The sequence below is a fragment of the Sphingomonas fuzhouensis genome (genome assembly GCF_034659795.1).
Classification (GTDB): Bacteria; Pseudomonadota; Alphaproteobacteria; order Sphingomonadales; family Sphingomonadaceae; genus Sphingomonas; species Sphingomonas fuzhouensis.
On the sequence record NZ_JAXSQY010000002.1, the window covers coordinates 421,683 to 436,272 of the forward strand.

The window sequence follows — 14,590 nt, forward strand, 5'->3', positions numbered from 1 at the left end:
ACAACGCTTAATTTTTGTTAAACTTTTATCCCATGTTAATCTCCCGCAAAAATCAACGGGATGACTGCCCTCTCGCGCTCATTGACCAGCAGGGCGCGGCCGATCGGCGGATGGGAACGCTGCGGACATTCGGTGCGCAGGCAGCGGCGGCATCCGGGACCGATCGGCGTCGCCGCGCCGCGCACCGGCTCCTGCCCACGCAGCGCCGCGATCTGTCCGGCCGACTCCGCTGCCAGCCCCAGCACGATCGCGAACCGTCCGGTATCGCCCGACAGCGTCCGCCCGGCGCGTAAGGCGACCTGTACCAACGTCGCGAAGCGTGCGCCGTCGGGCATCGCGACCGTCTGGACCAGCGTGTCGCCGCGCCGGTCGAAGGCGGCAAAGACATTCCAGAGCGGGCACACCCCTTCCGCCTCGACCAGGCCGGGATCGGCTGCTCCGGCCAGACGCTTCGACACCTGCCCCGCCCGGTCGATCCGCATCAGGAAGAAGGGCAACCCCCGCGCGCCCACCCGGTTGAGGGTCGTCAGCCGGTGCGCCAGTTGCTCGAACGAGACGCCGAACCGTCGCTGAAGCACCGGCAGGTCATAGCCCGTCGCCTCGCAGGCGCGCAGGAAGCGGGCATAGGGCATGACGATGGCGGCGGCGCAATATTGCGCGAGATAGCGCCGGAACAGTCGCTCGGCGATCCGGTCGCCGAACGCCGCGCCGCGCGCCAGCGCCTCGATCTCGCTGCGCATTTCCGACTGGGCGAGCTGCACCGCCAACGCGAAGACCCGTGCGGGCGCCTCCAGCATCTCGGACAACTGCAACTGGCGTGCATGAAGGTCGAGCCGGACGAGCCGATCGGGCAGGATATCGATCGGCAGCACCCGGATGGTCAGCGCATGACGAACCCGCAGCCGCTCGGCCAGCGCGCCGTACAGATCGCCCGCCGCCAGCCGCAATTCGTCGGCCAGCGCTTCCGCCGCGGCGTCGAGATCGGGGAAGTGGTTGCGCCACCGCTCGATCTCGCGCCGGACGGTGATCGTCGGATCGGGCGCGGCGGCTATGTCGGCCGTACCGCCCCCCGCTCCGGCCAGCCGGTCGAAAGCGCGGGCAAATGCCTCCGCCCCGCCGGGCGCGGCGGCCAGCCATTCCTCCAGCTCGGCGCGGTCGATCTCCAGATCGGCGAATAGCGGATCGGCCAGCCGCCGCCGCATCGCCGCCGCCCCGCCCCCCGGTGCGTCACTGGTCAGTGCGCGCGGATCGAAATCGAACCGCTCGACCAGCCGGACCAGCAAGGCCGCCGACACCGGCCGCTGGTTACGCTCGATCAGGTTCAGATAGCTGGGCGAGATGTCCAGCATCTCCGCCATCGCCGCCTGCGACAGGCCGTTCTGGCGCCGCACCCGCCGCACGGCATGGCCCGCGATCAACTTGGCTCCGCTCATCGCCGCTCTCCTCGAAGGCCAGGCTGAGCGGGGCAAGCCAGCTTGTCAATTCTTTACATGACGACTCACCCATTAGCGATGATCGGCGACCCGGATACGTCGTGAAACCCGCGTCGGCGCTTCAAAGGCGGCAGCAGGACCGGCAATCTCTCCGTCAAGAACAGACCATTTGTAAAGGACGATGCGATGCCGACCTTCCAAGACCTGATCCCCGCCCCCGCCGGGCGGTTCGACGGTATCACCCGCTCCTACACCCCCGCCGATGTCGCACGGCTGCGCGGATCGATCACGGTCGAACATACGCTTGCGCGGCGCGGTGCGCTGAAGCTGTGGACGTTGCTCAAGACCGAGGATTATGTCCCCGCGCTCGGCGCGCTGTCGGGCAATCAGGCGATGCAGATGGTGCGCGCGGGGTTGAAGGCGATCTATCTCTCGGGCTGGCAGGTCGCGGCGGACGCCAATACGGCGGGGCAGATGTATCCCGACCAGTCGCTCTATCCCGCCAATGCCGGGCCGGAGCTGGCACGGCGGATCAATGCGACGCTGGCCCGCGCCGACCAGATCGAACATGCCGAGGGCGGTGCGACACGCGACTGGTTCGCGCCGATCGTCGCCGATGCCGAGGCCGGGTTCGGCGGGCCGCTCAACTGCTACGAGATCATGAAGGCCTATATCGCGGCGGGCGCGGCGGGCGTGCATTTCGAGGACCAGCTGGCCTCGGAGAAGAAGTGTGGCCATCTGGGCGGCAAGGTGCTGATCCCCACCGCCGCGCATATCCGCAATCTGGATGCGGCGCGGCTGGCGGCAGATGTGGCGGGCGTACCGACCGTGATCTGTGCACGCACCGATGCGGAAAGCGCCCGGCTCATCACCTCCGACGTGGACGAACGCGATCGCGAATTCCTGACCGGCGAGCGGACGGCGGAGGGCTTCTTCCGCCTGAAGGAGGGCACCGGCGTCGACCATTGCATCAAGCGCGGCCTGGCCTTTGCGCCCCATGCCGACCTGTTGTGGTGGGAAACGTCGAAGCCCAATCTGACCGATGCGCGCCGCTTCGCCGAGGCGATCCAGCGCGCATATCCGGGCAAGATGCTGGCCTATAATTGCTCGCCCAGCTTCAACTGGGAGAAGAATCTCGACCGCGACGACATCGCCCGCTTCCAGCGGGAGATCGGGGCGATGGGGTATAAGTTCCAGTTCGTGACGCTCGCCGGGTTCCACCAGCTGAATTACGGAATGTTCGAGCTGGCGCGCGGATACCGGGATCGGGGCATGGCGGCCTATTCCGAGCTGCAACAGGCCGAGTTCGCCGCCGAGCCCCATGGCTATACCGCGACCCGCCACCAGCGCGAGGTGGGAACCGGCTATTTCGACCTGATCGCGCAGGTGATCGCGGGGGGCGACAGCTCGACCACCGCACTCGCCGAATCCACCGAGGCCGCACAATTCGTCCAGGCCGCTTAAGTCACAAAGGAGAGAAAGCCATGCCGACCGAACCGCAACGCAGCCGCGCCGTCTTCTCTACCGAAGACTTCGCATTGATGAAGGAAGCCATCGCCGAACACGTCAAGCGCGTCGCCGACGATCCCCGCTCGATCAAGTTCGCGCATCTCTACCACCGGCTGGGCCGGATCGCGTCCTGACCCAACACCCGACTTCCTTAGGGAAGGAGGCGACCCCGCCGATGGTCATCGGCGGGGTTTGTTCGCCCGGCGGAACAAGCGCTTGGGTCGCACGCTTAACCGCGCATGCCCGACACCGGACTGACCGCGCGGATTCGCGAAAACATCGTCCTGTACGGCGCGCTGGCCGCCAATCTGGGCATCGGCGTCGCCAAGTTCGTCGCGGCCGGGATCACCGGATCATCCTCGATGCTGACCGAGGGGGTGCATTCGGTCGTCGACAGCGGCAACCAGATCCTGCTGCTCTATGGCCAGAAACGCGCCAGGCGCGGGCCGGATGCGATCCATCCCTTCGGCTATGGCCGCGAACTTTATTTCTGGGCCTTCGTCGTCGCGATCCTGATCTTCGCGCTGGGCTCTGGTATCTCCATCTATGAAGGCTGGCTGCACGTCCAGACGCCCGAGCCGCTGCGCGATCCGACGGTCAATTATATCGTGCTCGCCATCGCCTTTGCGCTGGAGGGGGCAAGCTGGACGATCGCGGTGCGGGAGTTTTCGCGGACCAAGGGCGATGGCGGCTGGTGGCGCGCCATTCACGACTCCAAGGACCCGCCGGGCTTCATCGTCCTGTTCGAGGATTCGGCGGCACTGGCGGGCCTGGTCATCGCTGCACTTGGCGTCTGGCTGTCGCATGCGACGGGCGATGCGCGGATCGACGGTATCGCCTCGATCCTGATTGGCCTGGTGCTGGGGCTGGTCGCGATCCTGCTGGCGCGCGAGGCCAAGGGGCTGTTGATCGGCGAGCGCGCCGACCCGGAGGTGGTCGAGACGATCCGCGCGATCGTCGCCGCGCGTCCCTGGATCACGCACGTCAATCATGTCCGCACGATCCACACCGCGCCCGACAGCATCTTTGCCGCGATCAGCGCCGATTTCGTCGACAGCCTGCCGATGGGCGTGGCGGAAACGATGATCGAAGTACTGGAGGATGATCTTCGGCTGGCCGTGCCCAGCCTGTCATCCATCTATATTCGCCCGGAAAAGCGGGAAAACGCCGCTGCAGCGACGCCCAACATAGGTTAGGAAGGCGGTCATGACGATGCTCTCGCGACTCGCAATGGCCCTGGCGCTGATATTCGGTGGTGCTCTGCCCGCCCAGGCCGCCGTGACAATCACCTTTTGGAGCCATGAGCTGGGGAACAGCTTTCCCCATGCCTTTTTCTCGCTTCGCGGGACGGTGGATGCGACCGGCCAGCCGGTAGACGCTAATTACGGCTTTACCGCCAAGTCCGTATCGCCCGCGATCCTGATGGGCACGGTCAAGGGGCGGCTGGACATCTCCAAGCCCTTCTATATCGGCACCAGCGACGCACAATTTTCCTATGTGATGACCGACGCGCAATATGCCGACATGCTGGCGCTGGTCGCGGCCTGGGACGAGAAGACCGGCGACGCGCATTATAATCTCAACAACCGCAACTGCGTCCATTTCGTCCAGGAAGCGGCGAGGCGGCTGGGGCTGATCGGGCTCGACCGTCCCGAGCTGATGAAGAAGCCGCGCTCCTATCTGAAGGCGGTGGCCGACGCCAATGCCGACCGGGTCACGGTCATCGGCCAGCATGGCAAGGCCTATCTCGCCTCATTGCCGCCGCTGCCCGCCGCGCCGGTCGCGCCGCAGCCGGTGGCCCCTGCGCCCACCCCCGCCCCGGTTCAGGGCGCGACCGGCACCAGTTCGAGAATGTCGACCACCGATTCATAAGCGGGATAGGGAAAGGCGATCCGCCAGCGCGTCGGATCGATCCGCTCCACCACCCCCGCCATGTCGCGCGCCCGATCACGACCATAGGCATAGGAGCGCTCCTCGTCCCCCAGGATCATCGTGCCCAGGAAGATGCTGCGCGCATCGGTATCGGGATAGATACGCCCGGTCAGCCGCTGCGACCCGTCGATCTTGGTCAGCCGCTGGCCACCGCCCGCCACCCGGCAGCGGAAATAGGGATAGGCCACATAGGTCAGCGTCGCGCGCCCCTGCGACCCCAGCTTGATCGTGCGACAGCGATAGTCGCCATCGGGCAGGTCCGGCTCCGCGACCGAGTGATCGGGATCGGCAAGTTCGCCCAGCGCCGCGATATCCGCCGCCGACCCGCCCGTCCGCGCCTGCGCCAATCCCTTCACCCAGGCGCTGCGCCACCCGCGCAGGCGGACGCGGTCATCCTCGGTCGCCGCCAGCCGCCAGTCATTCGCCTGCTCGACCCGCTGCGCCTCGGCAGCGGCCATGCCGCCCACCGCCAGCGCCGCGCCGACCAGGGCTGTCGCCAACCTCATTGCGCGGTCCAGCCGCCATCGACCGACAGGTTGGCCCCGGTGATCGACTTTGCTTCATCGCGGCACAGGAACAGCGCGAGCGCCGCCACCTGTTCGATGGTGACGAATTCCTTGGTCGGCTGCGCCTTCAGCAGCACATCGTCGATCACCTGTTCACGGCTTAGCCCGCGCGCCTTCATCGTGTCGGGGATCTGGTTCTCGACCAAAGGCGTCCAGACATAGCCGGGCGAGATGCAATTGGCGGTGATGCCGTCGGTCGCGACCTCCAGCGCCACGGTCTTGGTGATGCCGACCACGCCGTGCTTGGCCGCGACATAGGCCGACTTGTTGGGGCTGGCGACCAGGCTGTGGGCGGACGCGGTGGTGATGATCCGACCCCAGCCTTCTTTACGCATATGCGGGATCGCCGCGCGCATCATGTGCCAGGCCGAGGACAGGTTGATCGCGATGATCGCATCCCATTTCTCGACCGGGAACTCGGTGATCGGGGCGACATGCTGGATACCGGCATTGTTGATGACGATATCGACCGAACCCGTTTCGGCCACCGCGCGCTCGATCATCGCGGTGATCTGCTCCGGCTGGGTCATATCAGCGGGGTCGTACAGCGCCGCCGCACCGCTGGCCTGTTCCAGCGCGGCGCGGTTCGCCTCGATCGCGTCCGCCTCGCCAAACCCGTTGAGCACGATCGCCGCGCCCTCCGCCGCCAACGCCTTGGCATAGGCCAGACCGATCCCCGAGGTGGAGCCCGAGATCACCGCCGTCTTGCCCTTCAGGAACATGCCATTCTCCCTTGGTATGGGTGACACCATGCGATCAGATGCCGACCCGTGCAACCGCCGGGAGGCTTGGTGGGTTCATCCGCACGGTAAAGACCTGCATAGCCGGGCTGTATGACAAAGGGGTGAGACGACGATGCGGCTCGACGATTATGACAACGACATCGATGTCGGCGAGGCGCGGAGCGGCGGCGGGTTCGGCGGTGGCGGCGGCGGGCTGCTCTTCGGGCTGTTGCCGCTGATCGGCAGCCGGTTCGGCTGCGGCGGCATCATCGTCGTGCTCATCATCCTGGCGGTGCTGGGCATGAACCCGCTCAGCCTGTTGAACGGCGGCGGCAGCGGCAATGCGCCCGTCACGCGGTCGGCCGACTCCTCCTCGGGCCAGAGCGTCCGCCAGATTTGCGAAGCGTCGCCCGAACGCCGCGACACCTGCCGCGCGTTCAGCAATGCCGACAAGACATGGGAAAAGATCTTCGCGGAATCGGGACAGCGTTTCGAGGCGCCGGGCCTGCGCTTTTTCAAGCCGGGCAAGGACAGTGTAGAGTCGGGTTGCGGCGTGGCGCAGTCGGCGGTCGGCCCCTTCTATTGCCCCACCGATCGCAAAATCTATCTCGACACCAATTTCTTCAACGAACTCGCCAATCGCTTCGGCGCGAAGGGCGACTTCGCCCGCTATTATGTCGTCGCGCATGAGTTCGGCCATCATATCCAGACCCTGCTCGGCACCTCCGACAAGGTGCGTCAGGCGCAGGCAGCGGCGGGTCGGGCGGAGGGCAATGCCCTGTCGGTGCGGCTGGAGTTGCAGGCGGATTGCTATGCAGGCGTCTGGGCCGCGAAGAACCGCGACCGGCTGGACCCCGGCGATGTCGAGGAAGGCATGACCGCTGCCCGCGCCATCGGCGACGATACGCTCCAGCGCGAGGCGACCGGTCGGGTAGTGCCCGACAGCTTCACCCATGGCACCTCGGAACAGCGGATGCGTTGGCTGCGCCGGGGCATGGAGACGGGCGATCCCGCCAATTGCGACACCTTCTCGGGCGCGATTTAGAGAAGGATAGCATGAGATGGATTCGTCATTGCGAGCGCAGCGAAGCAATCCAGGGTTGGATCATGACGCCCTGGATTGCTTCGCTGCGCTCGCAATGACAGATTGGGTCAAACTGACGTCATCGCGCTCTAAGTAATAAAATGCCCCCCTCCCGCAAGCGGGAGGGGTCGGGAGGAAGATTAGAAGTCTCACCGAGACTATCGCCCGTGGCCTTGCCCTCCCCCCGCCCAGTCTCAGGTGAACGATGCCCGCATAGTTCAGGTCATGCCGGGGGCATGACCGACCTGAAACTCGCCTGCGGGGGGGGAGCAACAAGGGCTGACGAAGAACCTTACAGCTTCACCAGCATCTTGCCCTTGTTGCCGCCGGAAAACAGCGCCAGAAACGCCTCGGGCGTCTTGTCCAGCCCGTCGAACACCGTTTCCTCGCGCTGCAACTGGCCATCTTTCAGCATCGCCGCCATGTCCTGATAGAAACCGGCGTGATCCTTGAAGTCCGCGACGATGAAGCCCTGAATCCGCACGCGGTTGCCGATCAGACGCGCCAGATATTTCAGGCTCGTCGGCTTGGCGTCATTATAGACGTCGATCATGCCGCAGATCGCAAAGCGCGCATTCGGCTTGGCATGGGCCAGCGCCGCGTCCAGATGATCGCCGCCGACATTGTCGAAATAGACGTCGATCCCCTCCGGCGCCGCGTCGCCCAGCGCGTCGACGACCGACGGGCCCGCCTTATAGTCGATCACCGCATCCGCACCGAGCGCGCGCACCCAGGCGCATTTGTCCGCCCCGCCCGCCGAGCCGATGACGGTCATGCCCTTGGCCTTGGCGATCTGCACCACCGTCGATCCGACCGCGCCCGCCGCCGCCGAGACGAACACCGTGTCGCCCGGCTTGGCCGCGGCGATCTGGAGCAGGCCATAATAGGCGGTCATCCCCGGCATACCGAACTGGCCCAGATAGGCCTGAGGATCGACACCGAGATCGGGCAGCGGCTGGACATGCTTACCCGAGACCACCGCCTCATCGCGCCACCCCGCCATATGGCTGACCATCGTGCCCACCGTGATGCCCTCGGCGCGGCTCTCCACCACCTCGCCGATCGCGCCGCCCTGCATCGGCTCGCCGAGCTGGAAGGGCGGGACATAGCTTTTCACGTCATTCATCCGGCCGCGCATATAGGGATCGACCGACAGCCAGCGATTGGCGATCCGCACCTCGCCGTCCGCCAGTGCGGGCAGGTCGCGTTCGATCAGCGCGAAGTCCTCCGGTACGGGCATCCCCTTGGGGCGAGCCGCCAGCGTCCAAGCCTTCATCGTGATATCCTTTCAAAAACCGGAGCGGACATGGGAAAGGGCTCGGGTGAAATCCACCCGAGCCCTTCAAGAAAAGTCACCAATGCGTGACGTTTTTCTTTCTTAGAAACCCCGGTTGGTATCCGAGGTGGTGCCGGTGCCACCCGTCGTCGTGCCGGTCGTTGCCGTGCTGCCGGTGGTGGTGCCGGTGGTGTTCTGGGTCGAGCTGGTCGTACCGGTCGCACTCTGGCCGTAACCGCTCGTCTGGCCGCCGGTCTGGCTGCCGCTCTGACCATAGCGGTTGGCCTGACCGTAACGGTCGTTTTCGCTGGTGCGGTCGCCGAACATGGCGCGCGCATTTTCCTCTTCCCGCCACTGGGCCTTGGCTTCCTCGGCGGTCTTGGTCAGCGTGATCTTGTCCTCGACCGACTTCAGCCAACGCGACGGAATCGAGTGGTGCTGACCGCCCGCATCCTTGTCATTCTTGGTCAGCAGGATGCGGTCGCCGCGCACCTTGTCGACGGTGCCGACATGGCTGCCGTCCGAACCGACGACTTCCTGATGCTCGTTCACCTTGGACAACAGGCCGCGCTGGCCTTCGCGTTCGGTGCGCCAGCTGTTGAACTCGTTGTGGAACTTGGTGCGGTTCTCGCTGCGATACTCGTCATAATCGCGGTCGAGCGCGGCGATCTGGCCCGAGCGCCAGTGATTATAGTCATGGTCCTGCTGCGCATAATAACGCTCGTCGAAGCGCGCATCGGCCTCGCGGCGGCGCTCCGCCTCCTCGTCACCGAACCACGAGCGGACCTCGTCCCCGGCGCGGGCGAAGAAACCGCGATCCTCATAATCATAGCCCTGCGGCTGGCGACCATAATCGCGGTTCGACGAGGACCGGCCATAATCGGCGCGGCCATAATCGACACGACCGTAATCCGCGCGACCCTGGCGGTCGTCCCGGCCGTACCGATCGCCGGTATAGCCATAGCCCCGCGACGAATCGCCATAATTCGACCCGCGATAGCCTTCACGGCCATAGTCGCGCTCGCCGCCGCGATAGCTGTCCCGGCCATAGCTGTTATCGCCACGATAGGCGCCGTAATTGCCGGAGCGGCCTTCGCCGTAACGGCCTTCATTCTGGCGACCGCCGAAATCCTGGCGGGTGCCGCGATAGGCGTCGTCGCGGTCATAGCCCTGATGGCCATAGTCGCGCGCGCCATAGCCCCGGCGGCTATCGTTGCGGCTGTCATTGCGATCGTCGTCAAAGGCGCCCGCCGCGTCATAGTCGCGCGCACTGGAATAGGTATAGTCGCGCCCCGAGCCATAGTCCCGGCCATAATCGAAGTCGCGGCCGCCACGATTGGCGTCGCGGGAATAGCGGTCGTAAGCCATCCTAAACCCTCCTGAAATTCGGTCCTGCGGGGGCCGACGCCGCTCGTCCGGCGGGCCGTACCTTCCATGGGTTTCAATGAGGCACATCAAGACATGTTCCGTCTTCGCCGCAGCAGCCGCGACGGATGGAGGGATGCGAAAGGCCGATAGCGGTCCAAAAATTTTTGGGTCCGGTCCGCAAAGCGGTGTTGCGTCGCCTCCGATCACCGGCTAATGGCGTCGCTCCCGACCATGGTCGGGATACGGGGCGGGGCTGTAGCTCAGATGGGAGAGCGCTGCAATCGCACTGCAGAGGTCAGGGGTTCGATTCCCCTCAGCTCCACCACCCCGCCCCCCCCGTCATCGCTATCCTTCATCCGCGCGTTGACCGAGCGATGACTCCCGATCCCATTCCCGCCGCCACGCTGATCCTGATGCGCAATGGTGCCGCGCCCGGTGATGATCCCGAAATCCTGATGGTCGAACGCGGGGCGACGCTCGCCTTTCTGGGCGGGGCGATGGTCTTTCCCGGCGGCCGGGTCGATCCGGGCGATCACGCCATGGTGCCAGCCGACGCCGCCGATCCTGAGGAAGCCGCCGCCCGGATCGCGGCCATTCGCGAAACGATCGAGGAAGTGGGTCTCGCCATCGGCCTGGTGCCGCCGCCCGATGCGGCGACGCTGACGCGGCTGCGCCTGGCGATGGCGGCGGGCCAGGGCTTTGGCGCAGTGTTACGCGACCTCGGCCTGACCATCGATGCCCAGGCGCTGACACCCTTTGCCCGCTGGTGTCCCGAACATGTGCCGGTGCGGCGGTTCGACGCGCGCTTCTATCTGACGGCGATCGACCGCAACGCCTCCGAGCCCGTGATCGACGGCGGCGAGACGGTGCGCGCGACATGGCTGACCGCGCGCGCGGCGTTGGCGCAAGCGGACAAGGGCGCGATCCGGATCATCTTCCCGACGCGCCGGACCCTGGAACGATTGGCGCTCTACCGCGATTTCCCCTCTGCCACCGCCGATGCGCGGGCCTGGCCCATCCGACGGATCATCCCTTTTCAGGCGGAGCGTGACGGCGTGCCATCGATCTGCATCCCCGACGATCTGGGCTATCCGATCACCTCGGAACCCGTGACCAGCGCGAAACGCGGCTGATGCGGGCGCTCCGGCGATGGACGACCGCGCTGGTCGTGATCGCGGGACTGGCCGTTCTCCTGCTGCTGCTGTGGGGCTGGGTGCGCCGCAATCCACAGGATATGCCTTGGACACCGCTCGACCTGGGGCAGCCAGTGGGTCTGTTCACCGGACGCAAGCTGACCGCGCTGACCCAGGACAAGGCGCAGTGTCTGGGGCTGCTCGACCGGGCGGGCATCCGCTACACCGCCCTGCCCGCCCGGTCGGACGGGGCGCAATGCGGTTACGACGATGCCGTGCGCTTCACGTCGGGCGGGGTGCGGGCGATCGGCTATCGCCCAGCCAATCTGGGCATATCCTGCCCGGTCGCCGCCGCGCTCGCCTTATGGGAATGGGATGCGGTGCAGCCCGCCGCCCGCGCCCTGCTGGGGGCGGAGGTCGTCGCGATCGATCATCTGGGCAGCTATAACTGCCGCCGGATCAGCGGACGCAGCGGCAGCGACTGGAGCGAACATGCCCGCGCCAATGCGGTCGACATCGCCGGTTTCCGCCTGAGCGACGGACGGCGGATCAGCGTGGTGCGCGACTGGAAGGATACGGGCCCGGCCGGGCAATTCCTGCACCAGGTCCGCGACCGGGCGTGCGACTTGTTCGCGACGACGCTGTCGCCCGACTATAATGCCGCGCATGCCGACCATTTCCATCTCGACCAGGCCTATCGCGGCCGGATGGGCTGGCGCGCCTGTCGGTGAGCGGCGGCGGAGCCCCCCGGCCCGCCGCCGCCGACCGCGTCAGTTGGCCAGCGAGGTGCCGTTGGTGTCGACCTTCTCCACCCAATGCGGGAAGAAAGCCGGCTGACGGCTCGACCAGCCTGCCGCGGTCGCCGCCGCCTCGCTGATCGACTGGAGAAGTTGCCGCCGCAATTCGGGATGCAGATGCGGCAAAGCCGCCGCCGCGCAGAACACCGATGGCAGCCACGGCCGCACCTCGGCGCCGATCAGCCGCTCATAGAGGAACCGGAAGGCCGAAAAGCTGGTCAACCGCCCCTGCCCCAGGTCGAAGGCCGCGATCGTCACGAACGGTGCCATGAAGGGTTCGAGCGATTCCAGGCCGCTATCGACCGGGATCAGGTGACGAAGCTCGGGCAGATTGCGGTACAGCCTGGCCTGGGCGCGAATGCTCGCCGCCTCGACCACGTCGCGTGACCAGCGCAGCATCGCATCTTCGCGGTCCAGCCCGATATCGAGCGACCGGCGGATATAACGCTGCGTCGAGGCCGCGAAGCCCGCAAATTCCTTCATCTCGGCCAATGTCATTGCGCCTTCGGCCGGTCTGTTCCTTGATCCCATAGCGTTACCCCGCCCAATCGAAACTAGCCCGATCATCATGCGCCGATTTGGTTAACGCAACGCTGAACGAGCAAGGACAGACGAACACGAAATGCACCGCGTCGCAACATAGATTGCGACGAACGGTTATCGCAGCAATCAATTTTGCTGGCGTTGGCGCAGAAGGACATAATCGCAAAGTTCGTTGCGATTATGGAATATAAGCCCGCTATCAGTCGGGCCGCGCCAGGGCGAAGGCCCCTGAAGGCCTTTGCCCTGGTCGCCGTCCGGAGGGATCAGCGATCCTCTTCGGTATAGCCCGACGACTCGGCCGGGCCGTCACGACCCGGCTGGGTGTTGGAGGGCGGATCGCTGGCATCCATCGATTCGTCCAGGCTCTCGTCGAGCTGGGCGTCGACATCCTCGGGGTTCTTCGCGAGATTGTCGGTGATGTCGGCGTCCTGCCCGGCATCCTGTTCGGGCGGACGCGGGCGGTTGCCCTGCTCAGCCTGTTCGCCGCCGGGCGCGACCGAAACGCTGTCGAGCGCGCGATCGTCGATGCTGTCGTTCATGTCACTTCCCCATCACAGTGGACAGGATCAACGAGTCAGATCGCGCAACCGTTCCTGCCCGATCAGTCCAACCGGCGTACCTTAACCCGTTGATCGCAAAGCTGCGCTTCGCCGAACACGGTCATGAAGGCGATATCGGTCGCGTCGCGGCCGACACACACCCGCGCGATCTCGTCGGCCTGGGCCATGCCAGTGGCGTCGACCAGATGCCAGCCGCTCTCCAACCACAGCTCGGCCACCGCATGGAAATCGGGCGGATCGACGCCCGGCGCATAGGCCGAGACGCAGCGTGCCGGAATCTCCGCCGCACGCGCCAGCGCGACCAGCAGATGCGCATAGTCGCGGCACACCCCGCTGCGCATTCCGAAGGTATCGAGCGCGGTGGTCGTGCCGGTCGAGCTGCCCATCCGATAGGTCAGCCGGGTCGCCACCCAGTCGGCGAGCGCCGCCGCCATCGCGCCCCCGGCCAGGCCATCGAAACGCCGCCGGACAAAGCCCTCCAGCCGATCCGACTCGCAATAACGGCTGGGCAGTAGATAGGGGATCAGATCCCCTGCCAACCCCCGCGCCGGAGTCGCCGCCAGCCCCTTCAGGCGGGCGGCCGGCCGCTCGACAGCGACCACCGCCTCATAACGCGCCAGCAGGCCATGATCGGCGCGGACCCAGCAACGCTGGCCGATGCCGTCCTCGCCGCGCACCGCCGTCACCGCATGGTCGGACCAGATGGTCAGCGACTGATGCTCCAGCCGCTGGTCGGGGGTCGCCGCCGCCTCGATCTGAAGCAGGATGTCGGCTGGGTCCTTCAGGACATAATCCAGCGTCACGTCGATAGACAGGCGCATGGCCGCATCACCTTCCCACGAAAAAGGGCCCGGCGGACACTCCGCCGAGCCCTTGAGATCACCCCGTCAGACCCGATCAGTCGCGGCTGGAGCCGAACAGACGCAGGATGAACAGGAACATGTTGATGAAGTCGAGATACAGGCTCAGCGCCGACATGATGACCACGCGGTCCTGCATGCCCGTGCCGCGCACCTGATAATACATCTCCTTGGTCCGCTGCGTGTCATAGGCGGTGAGGCCTGCGAACAGCAGCACGCCGACGAAGCTGATGACCAGCGCCATCGTGCCCGACTGCAGGAAGATGTTGATCACGCTGGCGACGATCAGGCCGACCAGACCGACGATCAGGAAGGTGCCGAACGCCGACAGGTCGCGCTTGGTGGTGTAGCCATAGAGGCTCAGCGCCGCGAAGCCCGCCGCCGTCGCGAAGAACGCGCCAGCGATCGACGAACCGCTATAAACCAGGAAGATGGTCGACAGCGACAGGCCCATGACGACCGCGAACGCCCAGAAGAGCAGCTGCATCGTCGAGGTCTTCATGCGGTTCACGCCCATGCTCAGCGCGAACACGAAGCCGAGCGGCGCGAACATGATGACATATTTCAGCAGACCGCCGGTCATGAAGACCTGCGCGGCCATGCTGTCGCGCCCACCCCAGGCGAAGAGCAGCGCGACGATACCCGTCAGCAGCACGCCCGACGTCATATAGTTATAGACGGACAGCATGTACGAACGCAGACCCGCGTCATAGGCGGTCGAGCCCGTGGTGGCGGTGGTTCCGAACGGCGCGGCGCTCGGCCGTGGATCAGACCAGTTTGCCATGGTGAACTATTGCTCCTTTACCC

The 14,590-nt window shown here is 65.8% G+C and carries 16 protein-coding genes and 1 tRNA gene; 8 read left to right on the forward strand and 9 right to left on the reverse strand.

What is annotated here, in order from left to right:
- Positions 1-35: 35 nt before the first annotated feature.
- Positions 36-1,433 (reverse strand): helix-turn-helix domain-containing protein, encoded by a 1,398-nt coding sequence (locus U1H82_RS06425; RefSeq protein WP_322964094.1) that lies wholly within the window; start codon positions 1,431-1,433, stop codon positions 36-38.
- 186 nt (positions 1,434-1,619) lie between these two features.
- On the opposite strand from U1H82_RS06425, the gene aceA reads away from it, so the two are divergent.
- From aceA to U1H82_RS06445, 4 genes are all read left to right on the forward strand, one after another.
- On the forward strand, positions 1,620-2,897 hold the full coding sequence (gene aceA, locus U1H82_RS06430) for an isocitrate lyase (RefSeq protein WP_322964095.1): 1,278 nt from the start codon (positions 1,620-1,622) through the stop codon (positions 2,895-2,897).
- 20 nt (positions 2,898-2,917) lie between these two features.
- A complete protein-coding gene (locus tag U1H82_RS06435) occupies positions 2,918-3,076 on the forward strand; it encodes a hypothetical protein (protein ID WP_167345467.1) in 159 nt (52 codons plus the stop codon).
- Positions 3,077-3,181: 105 nt separating this feature from the next.
- On the forward strand, positions 3,182-4,138 hold the full coding sequence (locus U1H82_RS06440; protein ID WP_322964096.1) for a cation diffusion facilitator family transporter: 957 nt from the start codon (positions 3,182-3,184) through the stop codon (positions 4,136-4,138).
- A gap of 10 nt (positions 4,139-4,148) precedes the next feature.
- A complete protein-coding gene (locus U1H82_RS06445; protein ID WP_322964097.1) occupies positions 4,149-4,814 on the forward strand; it encodes a hypothetical protein in 666 nt (221 codons plus the stop codon).
- On the opposite strand, the gene U1H82_RS06450 is transcribed toward U1H82_RS06445, so the two are convergent.
- Both U1H82_RS06450 and U1H82_RS06455 read right to left on the reverse strand, forming a co-directional pair.
- Positions 4,766-5,380 carry a DUF4893 domain-containing protein gene (locus U1H82_RS06450; RefSeq protein ID WP_322964098.1) on the reverse strand — a complete coding sequence of 205 codons (615 nt, stop codon included), beginning with the start codon at positions 5,378-5,380 and terminating at the stop codon, positions 4,766-4,768. The genes U1H82_RS06445 and U1H82_RS06450 overlap by 49 nt on opposite strands.
- Positions 5,377-6,162 (reverse strand): 3-hydroxybutyrate dehydrogenase, encoded by a 786-nt coding sequence (locus U1H82_RS06455; RefSeq protein WP_322964099.1) that lies wholly within the window; start codon positions 6,160-6,162, stop codon positions 5,377-5,379. Before U1H82_RS06455 ends, U1H82_RS06450 begins: the two co-directional genes overlap by 4 nt.
- Positions 6,163-6,295: 133 nt before the next feature.
- Here U1H82_RS06455 and ypfJ point away from each other — a divergent pair, with 133 nt between their 5' ends.
- A complete protein-coding gene (gene ypfJ, locus U1H82_RS06460; RefSeq protein ID WP_322964100.1) occupies positions 6,296-7,207 on the forward strand; it encodes a KPN_02809 family neutral zinc metallopeptidase in 912 nt (303 codons plus the stop codon).
- 331 nt (positions 7,208-7,538) lie between these two features.
- On the opposite strand, the gene U1H82_RS06465 is transcribed toward ypfJ, so the two are convergent.
- Together U1H82_RS06465 and U1H82_RS06470 are read right to left on the reverse strand one after the other, a co-directional pair.
- Positions 7,539-8,522 carry an NADP-dependent oxidoreductase gene (locus U1H82_RS06465; protein WP_322964101.1) on the reverse strand — a complete coding sequence of 328 codons (984 nt, stop codon included), beginning with the start codon at positions 8,520-8,522 and terminating at the stop codon, positions 7,539-7,541.
- 102 nt (positions 8,523-8,624) lie between these two features.
- Positions 8,625-9,890, reverse strand: coding sequence for a DUF2171 domain-containing protein (locus U1H82_RS06470; RefSeq protein ID WP_322964102.1), 1,266 nt, complete (start codon positions 9,888-9,890; stop codon positions 8,625-8,627).
- Positions 9,891-10,139: 249 nt separating this feature from the next.
- Here U1H82_RS06470 and U1H82_RS06475 point away from each other — a divergent pair.
- The 3 genes from U1H82_RS06475 to U1H82_RS06485 all read left to right on the forward strand — a co-directional run bounded on the left by U1H82_RS06475 (position 10,140) and on the right by U1H82_RS06485 (position 11,754).
- Positions 10,140-10,215, forward strand: a tRNA-Ala gene (locus tag U1H82_RS06475).
- Between the two features lie 49 nt (positions 10,216-10,264).
- On the forward strand, positions 10,265-11,023 hold the full coding sequence (locus U1H82_RS06480; protein WP_322964103.1) for an NUDIX hydrolase: 759 nt from the start codon (positions 10,265-10,267) through the stop codon (positions 11,021-11,023).
- Complete coding sequence (locus U1H82_RS06485) at positions 11,023-11,754, forward strand: extensin-like domain-containing protein (protein ID WP_322964104.1); 732 nt, start codon at positions 11,023-11,025, stop codon at positions 11,752-11,754. Before U1H82_RS06480 ends, U1H82_RS06485 begins: the two co-directional genes overlap by 1 nt.
- A 39-nt stretch (positions 11,755-11,793) precedes the next feature.
- On the opposite strand, the gene U1H82_RS06490 is transcribed toward U1H82_RS06485, so the two are convergent.
- The 4 genes from U1H82_RS06490 to U1H82_RS06505 all read right to left on the reverse strand — a co-directional run bounded on the left by U1H82_RS06490 (position 11,794) and on the right by U1H82_RS06505 (position 14,567).
- Positions 11,794-12,351 carry a hypothetical protein gene (locus tag U1H82_RS06490; protein WP_322964105.1) on the reverse strand — a complete coding sequence of 186 codons (558 nt, stop codon included), beginning with the start codon at positions 12,349-12,351 and terminating at the stop codon, positions 11,794-11,796.
- Between the two features lie 275 nt (positions 12,352-12,626).
- Positions 12,627-12,902 (reverse strand): hypothetical protein, encoded by a 276-nt coding sequence (locus U1H82_RS06495; protein ID WP_322964106.1) that lies wholly within the window; start codon positions 12,900-12,902, stop codon positions 12,627-12,629.
- 62 nt (positions 12,903-12,964) lie between these two features.
- Entirely contained in the window at positions 12,965-13,744 is a 780-nt protein-coding gene (locus U1H82_RS06500; RefSeq protein ID WP_322964107.1) for a transglutaminase-like domain-containing protein, read from the reverse strand.
- A 76-nt stretch (positions 13,745-13,820) separates the two neighbouring features.
- Complete coding sequence (locus tag U1H82_RS06505) at positions 13,821-14,567, reverse strand: Bax inhibitor-1/YccA family protein (protein WP_322964108.1); 747 nt, start codon at positions 14,565-14,567, stop codon at positions 13,821-13,823.
- Positions 14,568-14,590: the final 23 nt, after the last annotated feature.

Bases quoted from the DNA above. Each gene is read 5' to 3' on its own strand.
- U1H82_RS06425 (WP_322964094.1), bottom strand. From the start codon at position 1,433: ATGAGCGGAGCCAAGTTGATCGCGGGCCATGCCGTGCGGCGGGTGCGG.
- aceA (WP_322964095.1), top strand. From the start codon at position 1,620: ATGCCGACCTTCCAAGACCTGATCCCCGCCCCCGCCGGGCGGTTCGAC.
- U1H82_RS06435 (WP_167345467.1), top strand. From the start codon at position 2,918: ATGCCGACCGAACCGCAACGCAGCCGCGCCGTCTTCTCTACCGAAGAC.
- U1H82_RS06440 (WP_322964096.1), top strand. From the start codon at position 3,182: ATGCCCGACACCGGACTGACCGCGCGGATTCGCGAAAACATCGTCCTG.
- U1H82_RS06445 (WP_322964097.1), top strand. From the start codon at position 4,149: ATGACGATGCTCTCGCGACTCGCAATGGCCCTGGCGCTGATATTCGGT.
- U1H82_RS06450 (WP_322964098.1), bottom strand. From the start codon at position 5,380: ATGAGGTTGGCGACAGCCCTGGTCGGCGCGGCGCTGGCGGTGGGCGGC.
- U1H82_RS06455 (WP_322964099.1), bottom strand. From the start codon at position 6,162: ATGTTCCTGAAGGGCAAGACGGCGGTGATCTCGGGCTCCACCTCGGGG.
- ypfJ (WP_322964100.1), top strand. From the start codon at position 6,296: ATGCGGCTCGACGATTATGACAACGACATCGATGTCGGCGAGGCGCGG.
- U1H82_RS06465 (WP_322964101.1), bottom strand. From the start codon at position 8,522: ATGAAGGCTTGGACGCTGGCGGCTCGCCCCAAGGGGATGCCCGTACCG.
- U1H82_RS06470 (WP_322964102.1), bottom strand. From the start codon at position 9,890: ATGGCTTACGACCGCTATTCCCGCGACGCCAATCGTGGCGGCCGCGAC.
- U1H82_RS06480 (WP_322964103.1), top strand. From the start codon at position 10,265: ATGACTCCCGATCCCATTCCCGCCGCCACGCTGATCCTGATGCGCAAT.
- U1H82_RS06485 (WP_322964104.1), top strand. From the start codon at position 11,023: ATGCGGGCGCTCCGGCGATGGACGACCGCGCTGGTCGTGATCGCGGGA.
- U1H82_RS06490 (WP_322964105.1), bottom strand. From the start codon at position 12,351: ATGGGATCAAGGAACAGACCGGCCGAAGGCGCAATGACATTGGCCGAG.
- U1H82_RS06495 (WP_322964106.1), bottom strand. From the start codon at position 12,902: ATGAACGACAGCATCGACGATCGCGCGCTCGACAGCGTTTCGGTCGCG.
- U1H82_RS06500 (WP_322964107.1), bottom strand. From the start codon at position 13,744: ATGCGCCTGTCTATCGACGTGACGCTGGATTATGTCCTGAAGGACCCA.
- U1H82_RS06505 (WP_322964108.1), bottom strand. From the start codon at position 14,567: ATGGCAAACTGGTCTGATCCACGGCCGAGCGCCGCGCCGTTCGGAACC.